Consider the following 20,069-nt stretch of genomic DNA (forward strand, 5'->3'; position numbering starts at 1 on the left):
TTCTAAAACATATGTTTAGTAGACCTCTTTTTTATTTCTTTATAATGGCTTTTAGGCCAATAGAATTTATTCTTTCTCTTTAATGTCTGTAGATTCTTCTTTGCTAGCGTCTTTAAATTCTTTAATTCCACTACCTAACCCCTTCATTAATTCAGGGATTTTTTTACCACCAAACAATAAAAGAATTCCGAGTCCGATGACAACCCATTGCCATGGACCAATCACTAATGGTATAATACTTAAACTCATAATATAAAATTTAGACTGCAAAGTTAGTAATTATAGTTTAATAATAACGTTGTTTAACCAACTTTAAGACTTTATGATGGTACTATTTCAGTATTTTAACTAATTTTGTTTCGATGGCAAAAAAGAAAAAAAAAGAAAAGAAATTCACTAAAAAGTTACTTCATAAGTACCGTTTGGTCATACTTAATGAAGATACTTTTGAGGAACGGTTTGCTATAAAATTAACCCGTCTTAATGTGTTTATTTTGTCTTCAATATCTGCTATATCGCTGATTTTCTTTACGGTGTTATTAATTGCTTTTACGCCATTGAGAGAATATATTCCTGGGTATTCTTCGGCATCATTAAAAAAGAAAGCTACAGTACTTAATTATAAAACGGATTCCCTAGTTCAAGAATTAGAATTAAATAAGCGTTATTATGCTTCCATAAGAAAAGTTTTAACAGGAGATGTTGCAACAATAGATTTCAATAGAGATTCTATTATAGAAGCAGCTAAAAATGACCTTGATATTTTACCGGTGCCAACCAATCGCGAGGATTCTTTATTGAGAGAGAAAGTAGCCAAAGAAGATAAGTACAATTTGTTTGAAGTTTCTGGAGACCAATCTAATTACGTACTTTTTCCACCTGTAAATGGTACCATTTCAGAAGGCTATAATTTAGAAGACAAGCATTTTGCTGTAGATATAGTGGTTCCTGTTAATACACCAGTAAAAGCAACAGCAGATGGCACTATTATTTTTGCAGAATGGACGGTAGAAACGGGTTACGTTGTTATAATAGAACACAATAGAGAATTGATTTCTGTTTACAAACACAACTCAGCAATTACAAAAACACAAGGTGATATTGTTAAGGCAGGCGAAGTGATTTCAATGTCTGGTAATACAGGAGAATTAACCACAGGACCACATCTTCATTTTGAATTGTGGAGTAAAGGCTATTCGGTTAACCCAACTAATTTTATCAATTTTGAATGAAAATAATTTGCTGTTTTATCTTTTTAAGTTTCGATTTCTTTTCGAGTAAAGACAATCAAAACAGTATATTTCATAATCAAGCGCCTTCGCAACAGGTAATCAATATTACAAGGTTATTTAATGTTGCTCGAGTTGAAATAAGAAACCATTCACTTTTTAATTTTAGCCAAAAACAAAATCACTTAATAATTAACGGGTTTAAAATTCATATTAAACTATGGCATCAATAAAAGCAGCTTTAGCAAAACCATTTGCCAAATATGTAGCCAAACGTATTCAAAAATGGGCAAAAAACCCTGTTGAAATACAACAGAAAGTTTTTCAGAATTTAATTTCAGAAGCCAAACATACCGCTTTTGGTAAGGATCATAATTTTAACTCAATTAGCTCTTATGAAACATTTCAAGCAAATGTTCCTATTAGAGATTACGAAGAATTAAAACCTTATATAAAACGCGTTGTTGCGGGAGAAGAAGACATTCTTTGGAAAGGCAAACCTATTTATTTTGCGAAAACTTCGGGAACAACCTCTGGAGCAAAATATATTCCAATTACAAAAGAAAGCATGCCAACGCACATTGAAGCGGCACGGAATGCCATTTTGATGTATATTTATGAAACGGGAAATTCAAAATTTGTGGATGGCAAAATGATTTTCCTTCAAGGAAGCCCAATTCTAGAGGAACAAAATGGTATTAAACTCGGACGATTATCAGGAATTGTAGCACATTTTGTACCAAAATATCTTCAAAAAAACAGATTGCCTAGCTTACAAACCAATTGTATTGAAGACTGGGAAACTAAGGTTGACGCTGTAGTTGAAGAAACCATAAATGAAGACATGACCATCATTTCTGGAATTCCGTCTTGGGTTCAAATGTATTTTGAAAAGCTAACTGAAAAGTCAGGAAAAAAAGTAGGTGATCTTTTTAAAAACTTCAATCTCTTCATTTTTGGAGGTGTTAATTATGAACCTTACAGAGCTAAATTCGAAAATTTAATTGGTCGAAAAGTTGATAGTATAGAGTTGTATCCGGCTAGTGAAGGCTTTTTTGCATTTCAAGATAAACAAGATGCAAAAGGCATGTTGCTGCAATTGAATTCGGGTATTTTTTACGAGTTTGTAGAGGCTGAACATTTCTTTGATGATAACCCAAAACGAATTACCATTGCTGATGTAAAGTTAAGCGTAAATTATGTAATGATTATTTCTACTACTGCAGGACTTTGGGCATACAATATTGGCGATACCATTCAGTTTACTTCATTACAACCCTATAGAGTGATGGTAAGCGGCCGCATAAAACATTTTATTTCAGCTTTTGGAGAACATGTTATTGGGAAAGAAGTGGAACAAGCTTTAAAGGAAGCAACGGCAAATACCTCAATTTCGGTAAATGAATTTACGGTAGCACCACAGATAAATCCTTCGGAAGGCTTACCATACCACGAGTGGTTAGTAGAATTTGGAAATGAACCCGAAAAAGAATCCGATTTAATAGCTGCTTTAGAGCAATCTTTAAAACAACAAAATTCCTATTATTTTGATTTAATAGAAGGCAAAGTTTTGAGGCCATTAAAGCTTACAAAAATTAAAAAAGACGGCTTTCAAACATATATGAAATCGATTGGGAAGCTAGGCGGGCAAAATAAAATTCCAAGATTGTCTAATGATAGAAAAATTGCAGACCAAATGCATGAACTTAATTTAACTAAATAAACCTATATTTGTGGGTTAAAATGATATGAATATCATGAATAAAAAACAAGGAAGAACACGAGCTCAAGAGAGCTCTAGTGCTATAGAGCGTATGTACATTACCATGCGCCACCTTTTTAATAGAGGATTTTACAAACCAATGGGCGTTTCTGGAGAGACCTTACGTGAAGCATTACTGCTTTTACGTCCAGAAATCTACGGATCTATTGGAGAAGAAAAAGCGGAATTAGAAGGTTTACTCTATGTAGTAGATCGTTTACCACAAGGCATAGAAGAGTGTACATTTATTAATCTTACTAGTGATGAAGGCTACGCTAATTCGCACTTTAAAGCTATAATTCCACCTAAACGACGTCGGAATTGCTATAGAATAGACGATGAGCAAATGAATATTGAAATCACTAGAGGACGCTCTGAGATATACGATATACTAACGCATCTTACATTTTTATTTGTAGAGTCTCATAAAATTAGCAAACGTGTTATCATTGATGAAGAAGGATCAACGGTTAGAGATTGGCAAAAATTAGAAAACGCGGTTACGGCAACAAAAAAATTGACACAAAAAGAACGTGAAATTGCCATTACCCATACGGCCAATATTTTAGGCAGAACATTTAATGAGCTTACAGAAGCTTACCCTAAGTTTGCTACAGAGAGTCAGCCAGAACGTTTATTACATATTGTGTATTGGTTAGGTAAATTAGCTATAGAAGAAACCATTAATAATACTAAGCGAACTATAACGTTTAGTCCGGTTTTAAGAGAGCGTTTAGGACACCATATTCATGGTGAAGTTTGGGCAGAGACGATAAAATCTGAGTTGCATAAAAACGGATTATTAGAGCGACCAATACATATCATTAGTGCAAACATGCATAGTGTTATGAATTCTTTATTTGCTAAAGGTACACTTAAAGGCGCTGATGCTAAAAAGGATATTTTTCAGACTTATGAAGCTTTAAGTGAATCAAAAAACAGTCTTTTACGCAATAAAGTAGAAAAATCTGCGTTGCAAAGCGGAATGATTCAGATTAATGATACTTCGGGTACAAACATTGATATTCAGATTTTTGATACGGATAAAATTGATTTCTCTAAAACTGAGTTTAAATACTTAGAAGAAGTTAAAGAAAACAAAGCGGTTATTTTTGTTATGGATTATGCGTTTGGAGAACAAGCCTATGAAACATTAGACGAACTTTTAAAACCAATACATGTCGATGGTAAAGATGTTCAACTGAATGTAAAGTCTATTTCAATAATGGGAAAAGCAGGGATTTTAGAAGGCGCTAAAGGCGATGTAATGATTCCTACAGCACATATTTTTGAAGGAACAGCTGATAATTATCCTTTTAAAAATGAATTGAGCATTAAGGATTTAGAAGACTGTGGTGTTTCTGTTTTTGAAGGTACAATGATTACAGTATTAGGAACTTCGCTTCAAAATAAAGAGATATTAAAATTCTTTAAAAACTCTACATGGAATGTTATAGGTTTAGAAATGGAAGGTGCACACTACCAAAAAGCCATTCAAGCGGCATCTCGAGTAAGAAACAGTATTAATGAAGACGTTAAAGTAAGGTATGCGTATTATGCTAGTGATAATCCTTTAGAAACAGGAGGCACATTGGCTTCTGGTGGTTTAGGAACTTCTGGTGTAAAACCGACGTATGTGATTACAAAAAAGATTTTAGAACAAATATTTAATTCATAAAAAATGAGTGAAAAATTACCACAAAAACCCGACAATGAAGAGGTTGATTTAGGGCAATTGTTTAATGCTATTGGCAATTTATTTCAAAGATTTTTTAATTTTATAGGTCGGATTTTAAAGGGGCTTTTCTCTATTATTATCTATGCAATTAAGCCACTTGTGGTATACTTTAAATTTGTAGGCCCTATTTTATTAATTACTGCTGTTATTGGTTATATCTATGAAAAGAGTAAAGCACCTGTATATTATTCTGAAATGGTGGTAAAACCAAACTTCGATTCTAAATACAAACTGGCTAGTAATATTGATTATTTTAATGCTTTGATAAGTTCAGAAAATGTTAAAGAACTATCAGAAATTTTTAATATTGACTCTACGGACGCTAAGGAATTAGTGAGTTTTAATTTTGAAGCTGGTCCAGAAACTCAAAATGACTTATTTATAGAATACGATGAGTATGTACAATCTGTAGATACTTCTTTGGTGGATGAGTTGAGCTATGTTGAATATATAAAAAATAGAGACTTAATGTCTGGAAGACTGTTTGCTATAGAAGCAAAATCAAGTAAAATAGATATTTTTCCGCACTTAGAAGAAGGGTTCAGAAAAACCTTTGAGAATGATTTTTCTAAGTACAAAAAAAGAGTTAGAGATACCGTAGCGCTTATGGAGCGTGATAACTTAAAAACTCAATTAGACCGATTAGATAGCATTCAAAAAACCTATTTAAAGGCGATTGAAAACGATTCTAAAAATCCAAATTTATCACTTGGATTAGGAAATGTATTACCACTTCAAGAGGAGAAAACGGCTACTAAGGAATACGATTTATTTTTACGAGAAATCTACATAAGAAAAGATTTAAATGACCTAAACAGAACTGTAGCCGAAGAAAACACCTATTATGATGTGTTATCTAGTTTTGATAAATTAGGCAAAAGAGATAAAAGCTTTTCTTATCGTTATTCATTATTGTTTCCGTTTTTAGCACTAGTACTTTTCCTCTTAGTTTCTTTTGCTTACAAAGCATTTAATTACATCAAGAATTATGATTAAGAAATAAATATCGTAACTTCTATGATTATAAAAGAAACAAAATTAAAAGGCTGTTTTATTATTGAGCCACAAGTTTTTAAAGATAAACGCGGCTATTTTGTAGAAAGCTACAATCAAGCTACCTTTAATAACGCTTTAGGCATAGATATTAACTTTGTACAAGATAACGAATCTCAGTCTTCTAAAGGCGTTTTAAGAGGATTACATTATCAACGTGGTAAACACGCACAGTCAAAGCTTGTAAGAGTTGTAAAAGGGCGTGTTTTAGATGTTGTTGTCGATTTAAGACCTGATTCCTCAACTTTTGGAGAACATGTCACAGTAGAACTTTCAGAAGCGAATAAAACACAGTTTTTTGTACCTAGAGGTTTTGCTCATGGGTTTATTGTGTTAGAAAACGATACTATTTTTAGTTATAAATGTGATAACTATTATCATAAGGCATCAGAAGCAGGTATTATTTACAATGATGAAGATTTAGGGATTGATTGGCGACTATCAGATGAAGAATTGATTATTTCGGAGAAGGATTTAGTGTTGCCAAACTTTAAAAATGCTAAATTATGATTAATGTTCTTGTTACTGCAAAAGATGGACAGTTAGGGCAATGTTTTCAGGATATTGCTTTAAATTATCCAGAAATCAATTTTTTTTTTAAGTCGTCTTCGGAATTAGATATTACTAATAAAGCTACTGTAGACTCGGTATTTAATTCAGAAGTCCCTTTTGATTATTGCATAAACGCAGCAGCTTATACAGCTGTAGATAAAGCAGAGGACAACATTGAGCTTGCTGATCAAGTAAATCATATTGGTGCACAAAATTTAGCTTTAGCATGTAAAAAACACCAGGTGATTTTAATTCATATTTCTACAGATTTTGTGTTTGATGGTAAATCGTCTAAAGCTTACTTAGAAAGTGACATCACTAATCCTTTAGGTGTTTATGGCAAAACTAAATTAAAAGGTGAACAAGCCATCTCTAAAACGCTAGAGCAACACTTTATAATTAGGACCTCTTGGTTATATTCTGAATTTGGGAATAATTTTTTAAAAACGATGTTACGATTAGCGAGTGAGCGTAATGAAATAGGGGTTGTTGGTGATCAAATTGGGAGCCCGACGTATGCAAAAGATTTAGCTGAGGCTGTATTGCAAATAATAGAAGCTAAAAGTAGCGCTTACGGCATTTATCATTATAGTAATGATGGTGAAATAAGTTGGTACGATTTTGCTAAAGAAATTTTTAGATTAAGCGGCAGTTCTATAAAACTCAATAAAATAGAAACAACAGATTATCCAACACCAGCTGAGCGCCCTCAGTTTAGTGTTTTAAATACCACAAAAATAAGTCCGCTTTTAGCTATTAAAATTCCGAACTGGAAAGCTAGTTTGGCTATGGCTTACTCAAAACTAGAGTAATCTTTTTATTAAATAATTGAAATAGTGAGTCAAAATTATAACTAAGAAATCTAATATTATATATGCTATTTAACTCTCTTGATTTTGCTATCTTTTTTCCGATAGTTTTTGTCCTTTATTGGCTTGTATCAAGAAATCTAACTCTAAGAAACGTATTAATACTTGTGGCGAGTTATACCTTTTATGGTTGGTGGGATTGGCGTTTTTTGTTTTTAATAGCCGTAAGTACTTTGGTCGATTTTTATGTCGGCAAACAAATGTATAAAACTGAAGAAAAGCGCAAACGAAAACAGCTTTTACTTGTCAGTTTGTTGGTCAATTTAGGGTTTCTAGTATATTTTAAATACACTAATTTCTTTATAGAATCGTTTGTAGACTCTTTCCGTTTATTTGGTAATGAATTAGAAGTGTCTACATTAAATATCATTCTCCCTGTAGGTATTAGTTTTTACACCTTTCAGACCTTAAGTTATACGATTGATATCTATCGAAAACAATTAAAACCAACACATGATGTTATAGCATTCAGTGCCTTTGTATCGTTTTTCCCCCAGTTGGTCGCTGGCCCAATTGAAAGAGCATCGCACCTTTTACCTCAATTTTATAAAACCTATATATTTAATTATAAACTGGTAAAGTCTGGTCTATTATTAATGGCTTTTGGTTTGTTTAAAAAGATGGTCATAGCAGATCGGGCGGCACTTTACGTTAATCAGGTTTATAATAACGTTGATGATTATGGAGGCGTTGGTTATATTTATGCCACTGTACTCTTTGCATTTCAAATTTATTGTGATTTTTCAGGCTATTCAGATATTGCTATAGGATTGGGACGCACCATGGGTTTTGATTTAATGAAAAATTTTGACAGTCCTTACATCTCAAAATCACTTACTGAATTCTGGAGGCGTTGGCACATTTCACTATCAACTTGGTTTAGAGATTATTTATATATTCCTTTAGGGGGAAATAAAAAAGGAAAGATTAGAACCTATGCTAACATTTTTATTGTTTTTGTAGTTAGTGGTTTGTGGCATGGTGCGGCAATGACATTTCTTATTTGGGGCGCTATCCATGGTATTATATTAATGATTGAAAAAGGAACTTTTACGATAAGAAAAAAACTGTTTAATAAGCTAGGTCTACAAAAAAGCAACCTTTCAAACCACCTTTTCTTTGGCTTCATTATTTTTACTATTGTATGTTTTGCTTGGGTATTTTTTAGAGCGAACTCTTTAAGCGATTCATTTCAAATAATTAATGGTTTTTTTAATGGTGTAAATCTGGGAGACGTATTCAATAAAAACACCTATTTAATTGGCTTTAAACCCAACGAATTTAAGATTATAACAATCGCTATTTTATTATTATTTATGTTTGAATACCTCCATAGAACATACAATGTAATAAAATTTTTAAATAACCAAGCCACAATATTTAGATGGTCATTTTATTTAAGTATTGTGTTGACAATCATAGTTTTTGGTATCTATGGTGATCGTAATATTCAGGAATTTATTTATTTTCAATTTTAGAAAGTTAACATGAAAAAATTAGTCCTAAAACTTTTAGTATTCGTTGCAATTTTAGCTTCTTTATTGGTGTATTTCGATTCTTTTTTTATTGAAAATGATAACTCTTCCGTTAGTTCTTATAGAACAGTTTATGAAGAAGAAAAAGAGTCTGTTAGTTTAGTTTTTTTAGGAAACTCTCACCAAGGTAAAGGGTTAGATACTAATATTATAAATGCTAAATGCGAAACAAACTCAATTAAAATTAATGGAGGAGGTATAAATATTGCTCAGATTTACTATAATTTATTAGAAACGTTAAAATATCAATCCCCTCAAATTGTTGCTATTGAAACTTGGGCACTTATTGATAAAGGGGTTAGATATAATAAGATAATAGATTCAAGTGGAAACTTAATGGCTTCGCCATATAAAATGGAATACAATAAGCGATTTGGTAAAGCTAAATATAAAGAAATAGCAAGTATCTATCCTAAAAGTAAATTGTTTCATATGTTCAATGCTTTTAGATTCCATGAAAATTGGCAGGATACTGAGAAATGGTCTAAATCCCTATATTCAAAATTTACTTATTCGGCTAGTGAGCGTAGTCTTGATAAAAAAATAAATTGGCATTTATCTTTTGATAGAGTTAAGAAATATAATGAAAAAACCTTCAGCACTGAGGGTATGGAATTAACAGCGTATGAAGAGAAATATATAAATAAGATTATTGATTTATCAAATAGTAATGGTTTCAAAATACTCTTTTATAGTGTTCCTGTATACCGACCATTTTATAATAAAACAAAAGAAGGGTTTGATGTAGTGCACAAAGAAATTAAACGTATTTCTAAAAATCATAAGAACGTTGATTTTTTTGATTTAAATAGTTTAACAACAGGGTTTGATTACACATGCATGATGAATGAAAAAGTATCAGACAATCAACATGTTAATTATAAAGGTCAAATTAAAACAAGTGCTTTGTTAGCTAACTATTTGAATAATAATTATTCTTTAGAACTTAAAGGGGTTTTTCAAAATAACTTTCTTAACACACCAGAAAACTTAATTTATAACACAGATAAAGTTAAACAAGAAGAGGATTTTATTGGTTCTGTAAATAAAATAAATGGACAATTTTATAATGATATAAAAGGTGATAAAGTTATTACTATACCAAAGCATATAATGACAATAAATCTTGAAGGATGGATGCATAAAAATGATATCTCAAGCTCAATAGGAGATAAGATTGTTGCATTTAAGAAAAATAATAATTTTGTTTATGTTGTGAGAGAAGATCAGTTAAGGGAGAGGAAAGCGCCTATGTTGGTGAAAAAATATGGGGAAGATTTTGAAAATGGAGGATATGAATTAAAGCTTTCTAAAAAGCTATTAGAGACAGGTAGTTATTCGATTTTTCATATTATTAGAGATAAGAATAAAAAATATCACATGAAGAACACATACAAACGTATCATAATTGAATAATTTATATTAAAATACAAATAGTCCCATTTCTAAAACATCTAACTGTAATGACACTTCCCTAACTCAAATAAAAGATTACTTTTGCCGTTTATAAGTATGGTTTTTATTAATAGTGTACTTAGCCGATGAAGATGAATCTTAATTCTATGAGTGACTATTTATAAATCATTAATTACTTCTTTGTAAGTATCTTAAAAATATGTCTTTCTGAATATGAATGCCCTTGTTACAAAATTTTTGAAGTCTGACCTGATGGGCAGAAGCTTAAAGGTGCTGTTCATAAAAATTGCAGGCGTATTATTATTATTTTTACTATCTCTTTTTTTAACCAACTTTTATTCGCCAAGTGTAGTTGGTCAGTATGATTTTGTTCGTACCGTATTAATGATCATTGGAGGGCTTTCTATAGTAGGTACTAACCAATCTATAATTTATTATTCGGGTTTTTTTAAGTCTCAAAACAAGTTAGGGTCGCTTAAGAAAGTTTATTTTAAAATGTTAGCTTTAATTGTTCTGACTTCTTGTGTTTTATTACTCATAAATCTTTTGATCCCTAATAAAATAATAACCAATTTATTTAATAAGGAGGAAGCTTCATATCTCATAGATAAAGTGCTGTATGCTATTTCTTTATATGCTATTACCTTTTTAAATATTGATATGCTAAGAGCGATGGGGAAGACTATTTTGTCGGAGTTGTTTAGAAATATTTTTAGGTATACACCATTTTTTATTCTGGCAATTTATTTATCATATACCTCTAATGAGAGATATATCATTGATGCTTACCTGTTGAGTTTTTTAGGTTTGGCTATAGCATCATTCTTAATTATTTATTTAAATATATCAAAAGTAGAATTTCAAACTGATATTTCAGAGTTATCGTATAAACACATTTTTCTAAAATCTTATCCTATGGCGATAAGTGCACTGTCTTATTTTTTAATGCAAAGTGTAGATATTTTACTCCTAACAAAATACGGTACTTTTGAACAAGTGGCATATTATGCTGTAGCTGTTAAATTAGCAACGATAACTTCTCTGGCACTTTTATCTGTAAATGTTATCATAGCACCAAAAATTGCGGAAATGTATGCTAACGGTAATAATAATGGGTTAAAAACCTTACTTAGAAATAGTAATCGGCTTATTTTAACTTTAAGTTTCCCCGCAATAGCCTTTATAGCCTTTTTTTCAGAATGGATTCTTAATTTATTTGGGGATGAATATGTCGTTGCCCAAATTCCGCTTTTAATTATTTTATTTGGTCAGTTTTTTAATTCATTATGTGGCCCTGTTGGTATTTATATGAACATGACTGGAAAACAAAATAAGTTACAAAGAATGCTTATTTTTGGATTATTAGTTAATGTCGTCTTAAACGTCATTTTTATTCCTAAATATGGTATGATTGGAGCTGCATCTTCAACTGCATTTAGTATAATTTTATGGAAGTCCATGGCGGCGATTATAACGTATAAACAAGATAGCGTAAAGACTTTTATATCTTAAATTAAAACGAACGAATGAGCCTACCTAATTTTATAGTTTCTGGTTTTCCAAAATGTGGTTCTACAGCGCTGCATTATTATTTAGATGAGCACCCTGAAATATTTATGCCTAAGCAAAAAGAATTGCATTTTTTTACAAACCATATTTTAGGGAAACAAAATCAAGGACCAGGTGATAAAGAGATAAAAAAAACACAAATAAAAACATTAGAAGCTTATAAAAACTGTTATCATAATGTAAAAGATGAAATTGCTATAGGAGATGCTTCGCCGTCATATATGAATTATCCTTCTGAGTTTCAAAACATAAAAAAAGCGTTAAATAATCCAAAAGTTATTATTTTATTACGAGACCCAATTAAGAGAGCGCATTCTAACTATTTACATTTAGTAAGAGCTCACAGAGAGACACTAAGTTTTTATGAGGGCTTAATGGAAGAAAATAAACGGAAAGAATTTAGTTATTCTGATTTCTGGTATTATACCTTTAATTCATTGTATTTCGAGAAGATAAAAGCAGCTCAAGCTGTTTTTGATGAGGTATTGATTATTACTCAAGAAGAACTTTCTCGTCATACAGAATCTACAATAAAAAAAGTATTTCAATTTTTAGGAGTCGATACTAATTTTGAACCCTCTAATTTAGATAAGCGATACAACCCAGGAGGTTCTTATAAAAGTAACTTTATTACTAAAATGATATTTAAAGATAATAGTCTTAAAACAGCTTTTAAAAAACGTTTTCCAATTCCAGTATGGGCTAAACATCTTAAACAAAATATAATTAAGGGTTATAAGGTAGAAACGGCTGAAATTAGCGTTGAAACGGAGGCGTATCTAGTAGCAGCTTTTAAAGATGATGTAAATAAATTAAAAACACTAAATGTTGATGTTTCTACATGGAATCCTAAATATTTTGAATAACCAATAATGAAAATTACAAAGGATTTAAAAAGCATATCATTACTGCTGTTTCTATTAGGAATATTCTTTATACCCTTTAATTCATTTGAAGGGTTTGGTATATTGGGTGAGTACAGTAGAGATTCGTGTGTGCTCTTTTTTTTATTGGCTTCTGTGTTTATATTTTTTACAGGTAAAATAAGTATACCTTATAAAAATACAATTTTTCAACTATTAATACTGCTTCTGCTTTGGTTTGCTCTTTCCGCAGTGTTTAATAGCTATGATATTACTCAGTATTATTTTAAGCACACCACAGGTATTTCTCGTTTTATTCGACAATATTTTTCAATATTCATATCTGCTATCATTTTATTTCTTACGTTCTATAATATTATTGGGAAATATGATTTGAAAGACATTTTTTTTAAGATAAGAAAAGTGTTTTTATACTCTCTAATTGTTGTAGTTGTTTATGGTACTATTGAGCTATTGATTATTAAGTTTAAAATGGATGGGCTAAGACCCACATTATATCTTTTTGATTATTTTCCATTTACATCTGTTAAAATTGATCGTTGGACCTTTAGAATTTCTTCAGTTACTTTTGAACCTCCTGCTTTAGCAACATACTTGTTGAGTATTGCAGGCTGGATGTTTAGCTATATTCTAACCGAAAAAAGTTATAAACGTTTTATACCAGGATTATTGGTGGTACTTTTTTCTTTTCTGTCAGAATCAAGAGCGGTGTTCTTTATTATTATTGTTCAAGCTTTTATATTTGTGCTCTATTTAATTAAAGACCGAAAATTTAATAAATTGTTTGTAAAAATAGCGCTTATAGCTGTATTTACAGGTTCTGCAGTTCTCGTTTTTTTTATGAAAACGACAGTAGATTATATTTATGATGAGCTCACCTCTTTTAAGATTGATGACGGTGTGCACTCTACATCAAACAAAACCCGATTTGGAATACAAACCGCCATGTTCGAGGTTTTTAAAGAAAACCCTATTGTTGGTACAGGCTATGGTTTACAGGCTTTTGAATCTAAAGATAAATACCCAGAATGGGCTACTGTAGATAATTGGGAGTTTAGACTTAAACACTTAAATGAAGATCACCCACCATTCCCTCCAGGATTTAATTTATATCTTAGGATATTGGCAGAAACGGGAATAATAGGTTTTGCTATTTTATTGTTATTTCTTATGAGTATTTTACTTTGGTGTTATAACAAAACGTTTAAGATAAAAAATGAATTCAACATTATAGCACTGGTTATAACAATTTCAATGGTAGGTTTTGTTTTTAATTGGTTAAAAGCAGATACATTTAGAATATACGGTTTTTGGTTATGTCTTGCCTTTATAATGGTAATAAAAAAACAAAATAAACAATTAAATGAGTAATCAAAGTAGACTTGTTCTTGTAATGGCGCATTACAATAACCCTAAAGGGTTAGAGAAGTCATTAGCATCAATAGATGAACAAATTGATATTGATATCCTTGTAATCGATGATGGAAGTGAACATAAACCTAATGAGCAAAAATTAAATGAAATTTATACTTCAGGTGCTATTTATTTTAAATATCTGGAGGAGAATAAAGGTGTAGGTGTTGCTGCAAACCTTGGATTAGAAGTGGCATTACATAAAAATTATGAACTCATTGGTCGTTTTGATTGTGGAGATATATTTATGAAAGATAAATGCTCTAAACAAATCAATTATTTAGATCAAAACAAATCCGTGAAACTATTAGGAACATGGGCAAATGTAATTGATGAAGACAGTGAGTTTTTACATGAATTAGAACTACCTTCAGATTATGAAACAATAAAGAAAAAAATGTATTTAAATAGTATGTTTTTAAACCCTTCAGTAATTTTTTATTCGGAAATTTTAGAAAAAGTTGGTAACTACCCAATAAAATACCGAAGAGCATCTCAAGATTATGCTTTCTTTTTTAAGGCAATAAAACATTATAAAGTAGAAAACTATCCAGAAATTTTAATGTATTATGTGTCAGATCCTAATTCTATTTCAACACAGAAAAGAAGACTTCAGGTGTTTAATAGGATTCGTGTTATTCTAGATAATTTTTATTTTGGTTTTTATCCAATTTATGGGCTACTTAGAAATATTCCGTTGCTATTTGTATCTCGAAAATTCACAACAGCATTGAAGAAAAAATTAAGTTAGGTTGAAATTATTTAATAAAATATATCATTATCTATTTTACGCGTTGGTATTCACCATTCCGTTTGAAGATGATATTAGAGCAGTCCCAAATATTCTTATCGGAGTATTGTTTGCGCTACTTCTTTTTGTTGAGAAAAAGCCTATTAGAAAACTTCTAGCAAATAAATTATACCTAATAGCCATAGTTTTTGTGCTTTTTATCGCATTATCATCGTTAATTATAGGGACGATTTCAGAGGATATGTTCGTTATCAAAAAGTTGTTTATCTTAATCGCCGTTTTAGTATTATCACTTCCTTTAAAAAAAGATTTTAAGCTTCTACTATTTTTTATCGCATCTGTGACTTTAGGTAATCTTATTTCAGTATTTAACCTTGTTAACTTCACTTTAGAAGCCGGTTCATTTGAAATTGCATCAGGACAGCATATTAATGATTTACTAATTATAGAACGCTTGTATTTTGGTTTTATAAACTCTATAAGTATTGCCTTTTCATTAAAGATATGGTCTAAAGTATCTAAAAAATATAAAATAATTATAGCACTTAATATGTTTCTAAGTGTTTGTCTGCTTTTTTTAGTGGTTTCTAGAATGGCAATTATAACCGTTTTATTATTAATAATGATTAAGATTTTTTATGAAACTAATTTTAAGAAATCACTAATAACTATAGTGCTCATATTGGGTACGATTACTGCTTTTTTTCTGTTCAATGATAATTTGGCAAAGCGTTTTTTGTACGTGGATAAGAAAAATGACTTCTTCCATAAGATAAGAGAATGGGAACCTAGATATGTCATTTGGAATTGTGGCTTATCACATGTTGGTAACTCAGAACATAATTTACTTGTAGGCGATGGTTTTTATGAAACCCAAGGCAGTCTAAATGACTGTTATATTAATGCAATTTCTAAAAAGAACCGAGTTTCCTATTTCCTTGAAACACGTTTTAATACCCATAATCAGTACTTAGATTTATTATTAAGTAAGGGTATTATTGGTCTTGTTGTTTTTTTACTTTTAATCTATGGCCTTATGTGGTACAACAAGAAAGAGGTTAATCAATTAAACATACTGTTGGTACTAGTGTTATTTGCTTTAGTAGAAAATTTATTTCATAGACAAATAGGAGTATATTTGTTCGCGATAATTTTAACTGTATTAACACTAAAATCAGAAGATAATTTATTAGATGAGTAAAAAAAAAATCATACATATTCTTCATTCAGTTGGAGGAGTAGATACTTCATTACGAGTGTTATTAAAAGCTATCGACTCCTCAAAATTTGAGAATATTGTTATTCATGGTACAAAGGATAATTCGAATTTTTTAGATGATTCTGGTAATTATGTAGATGAGTACAAGATACCAATAGAGCGTGATATAAACTTGTTGAAAGATTTTAAATCAATAATAAAAGCGTACAAAATAATTAAAAAAGAAAAGCCCGATCTTATTCATGCGCATAGTGCCAAAGGGGGATTATTAGGTAACACTACAGGTTTTTTTTTAAATACTATTAATGTTTTACACACACCACAAGCATATTCTTTTTTGAGTGCTAGTAGTAGCCTTAAACGTCGTTTTTATGTGTTAATAGAAAGAGTACTTAAAAACAAAAACTCAATTTTGTTAGCATCATCTAATTCTGAGTTAGAAAGAGGTATCAGGGAGGTACACTATAAGAAATCTAAAACAGCACTTTTTAATAACTGCATATCTCCAATAACTCTAAATCCAGAGTTTAGTGATATATCAAATTATAACCTTCCTGAAGAATATATTTGTACCGTAGGAAGACCATCATTTCAAAAAAATATTGAGCTGATGATTGAAGTATTGAAAGAGATTAAAAAAGAAATTCCAAATATACATTTAGTCATTATGGGAATTGGTGTGGTAAGTCCAAACACAGAAAATGTAAAACATTTAATTAAAGCTTATGGTTTAGAAGCTAATACAACTTTAATTGAGTGGACAGAACGCGAACGGATTTTTCATATCGTTTCCAAATCAAAACTATACATTACTACGGCTAGGTATGAGGGGCTTCCTTATGCTGTAATAGAGAGTTTATCTTTATCTAAATCAGTTATTGCAACGGATTGTGATGGCAATAGAGATTTAGTTTTTGATGATAAAAATGGGTTTTTGCTAGATGAAGATGCTATTAGTTTAATGAGTAAAAAAACAATAGAATTAATTCAAAATGATACTAAAAGGTTAGCGTTTGAAGAGAAATCATTAGATATTTTTAATAAAAACTTTAATATAGAAACAAACATTAAAAACTTAGAAGCATTATATGTGAGTTATTGTTAAATATAAAGGCGTTTTATTTATAAGAATTCAAAGTTAACAGTCAATTCAGCTATTGAAATTTTTATTAATTGAGAAATTCAATTTAGCAATTATATGATAGATTTTTTTAGCGATTTAAATATAGGCTCAAATTTATTTATATTACTTAGATTCAATTATATTTGTCCCGAAAACTTCAGTTATTATATAGATTAGAGGAGCATTATGAATAATAGATTTTACACACAATTTTTAAGACTTGTTCTTTATTTTGTAGATCTACTGTTCGTTTTCTTGCTGTTTTTTAGGTTTTTAACTTCAGACATCAACAAAATAATTATACCATTATTTTTTTGGATTATACTTGCCTTATTTTCTCCTTTTAAGAACGGTAATAAAATCTTAAGAATCATCAGAATTATCGTTATTACTTTAACAGCTAGGATATCTCTATTTTTACTATTAGTGCTTTCTTATTTTTATATTATAGATTACAAAATAGAGACTCTAAAAATAGTTAATTGTTTTTTGCTTTTATTTTTTGTTCTTTGTTTTTGGAGAATATTCACCTTTATTCTACTTAAGCGGTATTTGCACTATAAGGGCATTTATTATAATAATGTTGTTATCATAGGTCATAACGATTCTACTAAAAAATTAGAGTATTTTTTTGAAAACAATAGAGACCACAATTATAAATATCAAGGATTTTTTACAAACAAAGGAGTAAGCAGTAAATTAGGAAATATAAATAAATCATTCAAATATATAATTGAGAATGATATAAATGAAATATACTGTTCTGTAAAAGAATTATCTGATGAGCAAATGACTGAGTTAGTTTATTTTGCTGATAATAATTTAAAAACATTAAAACTTATCCCTAATAATAAGTATGTTTTTTCAAAAAAATTAAAGTTTGAAAATCATGACCTTATACCCATATTTTCATTAAGTAATATCCCCTTAAAAGAGAACTTAAATATAATTATTAAAAGGACTTTTGATATTGTATTTTCACTTATAGTTATTGTTGGTTTTCTCTCATGGTTTACACCGCTTATTGCGATGTTGATAATGTTAGAGTCAAGAGGTGATGTTTTCTTCAGACAATTAAGATACGGTGCAGACTTTAAACTTTTTGCTTGTTACAAATTTCGTTCTATGAGTGCCAATAGAGAGTCAGATAGTGTTCAGGCATCTAAAAATGATATGAGAATAACAAAGGTTGGGAAATTTATAAGAAAAACAAGCATTGATGAGTTGCCACAGTTTTATAATGTGTTATTTGGAAATATGTCAGTTGTAGGACCAAGACCACTTTTATTAAGCCATACTAATGACTATAAGAATAAAATAAACAAGTTTATGGTTAGACATACGGTTAAACCAGGTATAACAGGTTTAGCTCAGGTAAGCGGCTATAGAGGTAATATAGAAAAGGATTCGGATATGCATAATAGAGTTAAATACGATATCTTTTATATAGAAAACTGGTCGATGTTTTTAGATGTCAAAATTATTATTAAAACAGTTATTAATATAATTAAGGGAGAGGAGAAAGCCTATTAATAAAGTATGGAATTTGTACGAGGAAGATATTCATGGGTTCTAAGGCCTTTATTGATTATATATGATCTCTTTATCATCAACCTTCTTGCCTATAAGTTGTTAAATTTTAATAGCGAAGAATTATACTTTTTCTCCTATGAACTGCTCAATAATAAAAATATATTATACCTAATTTACTCTACCGTATTTTGGCTTTTATCTACACACTTACTCAACTTTTACAAAGTTTATAGATACACCTCCTTATTAGACGTATTATCTCTAATCCTAAAACAATTCTTTGTTTATAGTTTTATGGTCTATGCTTTTGAAGGTTTTTTTAGAAGCATAAACATAGACGTTTTCATAACTTTGGCTTACTTAGCTTATAGTTTTATAGCCATTAGTTTTGTGAAGCTATTAAGTTATTATATTTTAAAATCCATTAGAGTTTACCTTAAAGGAAACTTTAGAAACATCATCGTAATAGGTGGTGGAGAGAGTGTTAACGCATTAAAAAAGATATTTTTAGAAAAGAAAGAATTAGGCTATAATATTACAGCTGTATTTAATAATGCAGAAGATGAAAATAGTTTAGGTTCTATTGAAGATAGCTTTGCTTACCTAGAACATAATAATGATAATATAGATGAGATTTACTGCTCAATTTCCGATTTATCAGAAAAAGAACTTAACGAATATGTCAGGTATGCCAACGTGAATCACTGTAATATTAAGTTTATTCCTAATACTAAAAAGCTAATTACTAAGCGTTACAAAACAGATTATTACAACTATATTCCCGTTTTATCGATTCAAGAAGTGGCATTGAATAAGGAAGTTAATAAACTTTTAAAGCGACTATTCGATATTGTTTTTTCACTACTAATTATCATTTTTGTCTTATCCTGGTTATCTGTTATTTTATTTATTTTGATTAAATTAGAGTCCAAAGGGCCTTTGTTTTATAAACATAAAAGAACAGGAATTAATTATAATGAATTTAACTGTTATAAATACCGATCTTTAACGGTAACTAAAGAGCAAAAGGGTACTTATGTAAAGGAAAATGATAACCGTCTCACTGTTATTGGAAGATTTATTAGAAGAACAAGTATAGACGAATTACCTCAGTTTTTTAATGTCCTAAAAGGAGATATGTCTGTCGTTGGACCAAGACCTCATATGATTTCATATACTGAAGACTATTCTAAAAAAATTAATAAGTATAATTTTATTTTTAGACATAAAGTAAAACCTGGTATTACAGGCTTAGCACAAATTAAAGGCTGTAGAGGAGAAATTAAACGTGATGAGGATATTATAAATAGAGTTAAATACGATAATTTCTATATCGAAAATTGGTCGCTTTTATTAGATTTAAAAATCATTGGTCAGACTGTGATTAACGTTATTAAAGGTGACGACAAAGCTTATTAAAAAA

At 30.0% G+C, this 20,069-nt stretch carries 17 protein-coding genes; 16 read left to right on the plus strand and 1 reads right to left on the minus strand.

What is annotated here, in order from left to right; translation table 11 throughout:
• Positions 1-66: 66 nt before the first annotated feature.
• The gene (gene tatA / locus HM982_RS11430) at positions 67-249 is read right to left on the minus strand and encodes a twin-arginine translocase TatA/TatE family subunit (protein ID WP_179353347.1); all 183 of its coding nucleotides are present in this window, start codon (positions 247-249) and stop codon (positions 67-69) included.
• Between the two features lie 113 nt (positions 250-362).
• Here tatA and HM982_RS11435 point away from each other — a divergent pair, with 113 nt between their 5' ends.
• From HM982_RS11435 to HM982_RS11510, 16 genes are all read left to right on the plus strand, one after another.
• The gene (locus HM982_RS11435) at positions 363-1,232 is read left to right on the plus strand and encodes a M23 family metallopeptidase (RefSeq protein ID WP_179353348.1); all 870 of its coding nucleotides are present in this window, start codon (positions 363-365) and stop codon (positions 1,230-1,232) included.
• Between the two features lie 217 nt (positions 1,233-1,449).
• Positions 1,450-2,952, plus strand: a complete 1,503-nt coding sequence (locus HM982_RS11440; RefSeq protein ID WP_179353350.1) for a GH3 auxin-responsive promoter family protein — start codon at positions 1,450-1,452, stop codon at positions 2,950-2,952.
• A gap of 34 nt (positions 2,953-2,986) precedes the next feature.
• Positions 2,987-4,669, plus strand: coding sequence for a DUF6909 family protein (locus tag HM982_RS11445; protein ID WP_179353352.1), 1,683 nt, complete (start codon positions 2,987-2,989; stop codon positions 4,667-4,669).
• A gap of 3 nt (positions 4,670-4,672) precedes the next feature.
• Positions 4,673-5,725: a hypothetical protein gene (locus HM982_RS11450; protein WP_179353354.1), complete on the plus strand. Its 1,053-nt coding sequence runs from the start codon at positions 4,673-4,675 to the stop codon at positions 5,723-5,725.
• A gap of 21 nt (positions 5,726-5,746) precedes the next feature.
• A complete protein-coding gene (gene rfbC / locus HM982_RS11455) occupies positions 5,747-6,292 on the plus strand; it encodes a dTDP-4-dehydrorhamnose 3,5-epimerase (RefSeq protein ID WP_179353355.1) in 546 nt (181 codons plus the stop codon).
• Complete coding sequence (gene rfbD, locus HM982_RS11460) at positions 6,289-7,146, plus strand: dTDP-4-dehydrorhamnose reductase (RefSeq protein WP_179353356.1); 858 nt, start codon at positions 6,289-6,291, stop codon at positions 7,144-7,146. Before rfbC ends, rfbD begins: the two co-directional genes overlap by 4 nt.
• Positions 7,147-7,310: 164 nt before the next feature.
• Positions 7,311-8,681: an MBOAT family O-acyltransferase gene (locus HM982_RS11465; protein ID WP_317167428.1), complete on the plus strand. Its 1,371-nt coding sequence runs from the start codon at positions 7,311-7,313 to the stop codon at positions 8,679-8,681.
• Positions 8,682-8,690: 9 nt separating this feature from the next.
• The gene (locus HM982_RS11470; protein ID WP_179353360.1) at positions 8,691-10,154 is read left to right on the plus strand and encodes a hypothetical protein; all 1,464 of its coding nucleotides are present in this window, start codon (positions 8,691-8,693) and stop codon (positions 10,152-10,154) included.
• 270 nt (positions 10,155-10,424) lie between these two features.
• Positions 10,425-11,666 (plus strand): MATE family efflux transporter, encoded by a 1,242-nt coding sequence (locus tag HM982_RS11475; protein ID WP_179353362.1) that lies wholly within the window; start codon positions 10,425-10,427, stop codon positions 11,664-11,666.
• 14 nt (positions 11,667-11,680) lie between these two features.
• Positions 11,681-12,589: a sulfotransferase family protein gene (locus HM982_RS11480; RefSeq protein ID WP_179353364.1), complete on the plus strand. Its 909-nt coding sequence runs from the start codon at positions 11,681-11,683 to the stop codon at positions 12,587-12,589.
• A 6-nt stretch (positions 12,590-12,595) separates the two neighbouring features.
• Complete coding sequence (locus tag HM982_RS11485; RefSeq protein WP_179353365.1) at positions 12,596-13,978, plus strand: O-antigen ligase family protein; 1,383 nt, start codon at positions 12,596-12,598, stop codon at positions 13,976-13,978.
• Entirely contained in the window at positions 13,971-14,771 is an 801-nt protein-coding gene (locus HM982_RS11490) for a glycosyltransferase (RefSeq protein WP_179353367.1), read from the plus strand. The genes HM982_RS11485 and HM982_RS11490 overlap by 8 nt, the downstream gene beginning before the upstream one ends.
• A 1-nt stretch (position 14,772) precedes the next feature.
• Entirely contained in the window at positions 14,773-15,972 is a 1,200-nt protein-coding gene (locus tag HM982_RS11495; protein WP_179353368.1) for an O-antigen ligase family protein, read from the plus strand.
• On the plus strand, positions 15,965-17,095 hold the full coding sequence (locus tag HM982_RS11500; RefSeq protein ID WP_179353370.1) for a glycosyltransferase: 1,131 nt from the start codon (positions 15,965-15,967) through the stop codon (positions 17,093-17,095). The genes HM982_RS11495 and HM982_RS11500 overlap by 8 nt, the downstream gene beginning before the upstream one ends.
• A gap of 204 nt (positions 17,096-17,299) precedes the next feature.
• Positions 17,300-18,646 carry an exopolysaccharide biosynthesis polyprenyl glycosylphosphotransferase gene (locus tag HM982_RS11505; RefSeq protein ID WP_179353371.1) on the plus strand — a complete coding sequence of 449 codons (1,347 nt, stop codon included), beginning with the start codon at positions 17,300-17,302 and terminating at the stop codon, positions 18,644-18,646.
• 6 nt (positions 18,647-18,652) lie between these two features.
• Positions 18,653-20,065: an exopolysaccharide biosynthesis polyprenyl glycosylphosphotransferase gene (locus tag HM982_RS11510; protein ID WP_179353373.1), complete on the plus strand. Its 1,413-nt coding sequence runs from the start codon at positions 18,653-18,655 to the stop codon at positions 20,063-20,065.
• Positions 20,066-20,069: the final 4 nt, after the last annotated feature.

Origin of the sequence: Winogradskyella vidalii (genome assembly GCF_013403955.1) — a bacterium.
Lineage (GTDB): Bacteria > Bacteroidota > Bacteroidia > Flavobacteriales > Flavobacteriaceae > Winogradskyella > Winogradskyella vidalii.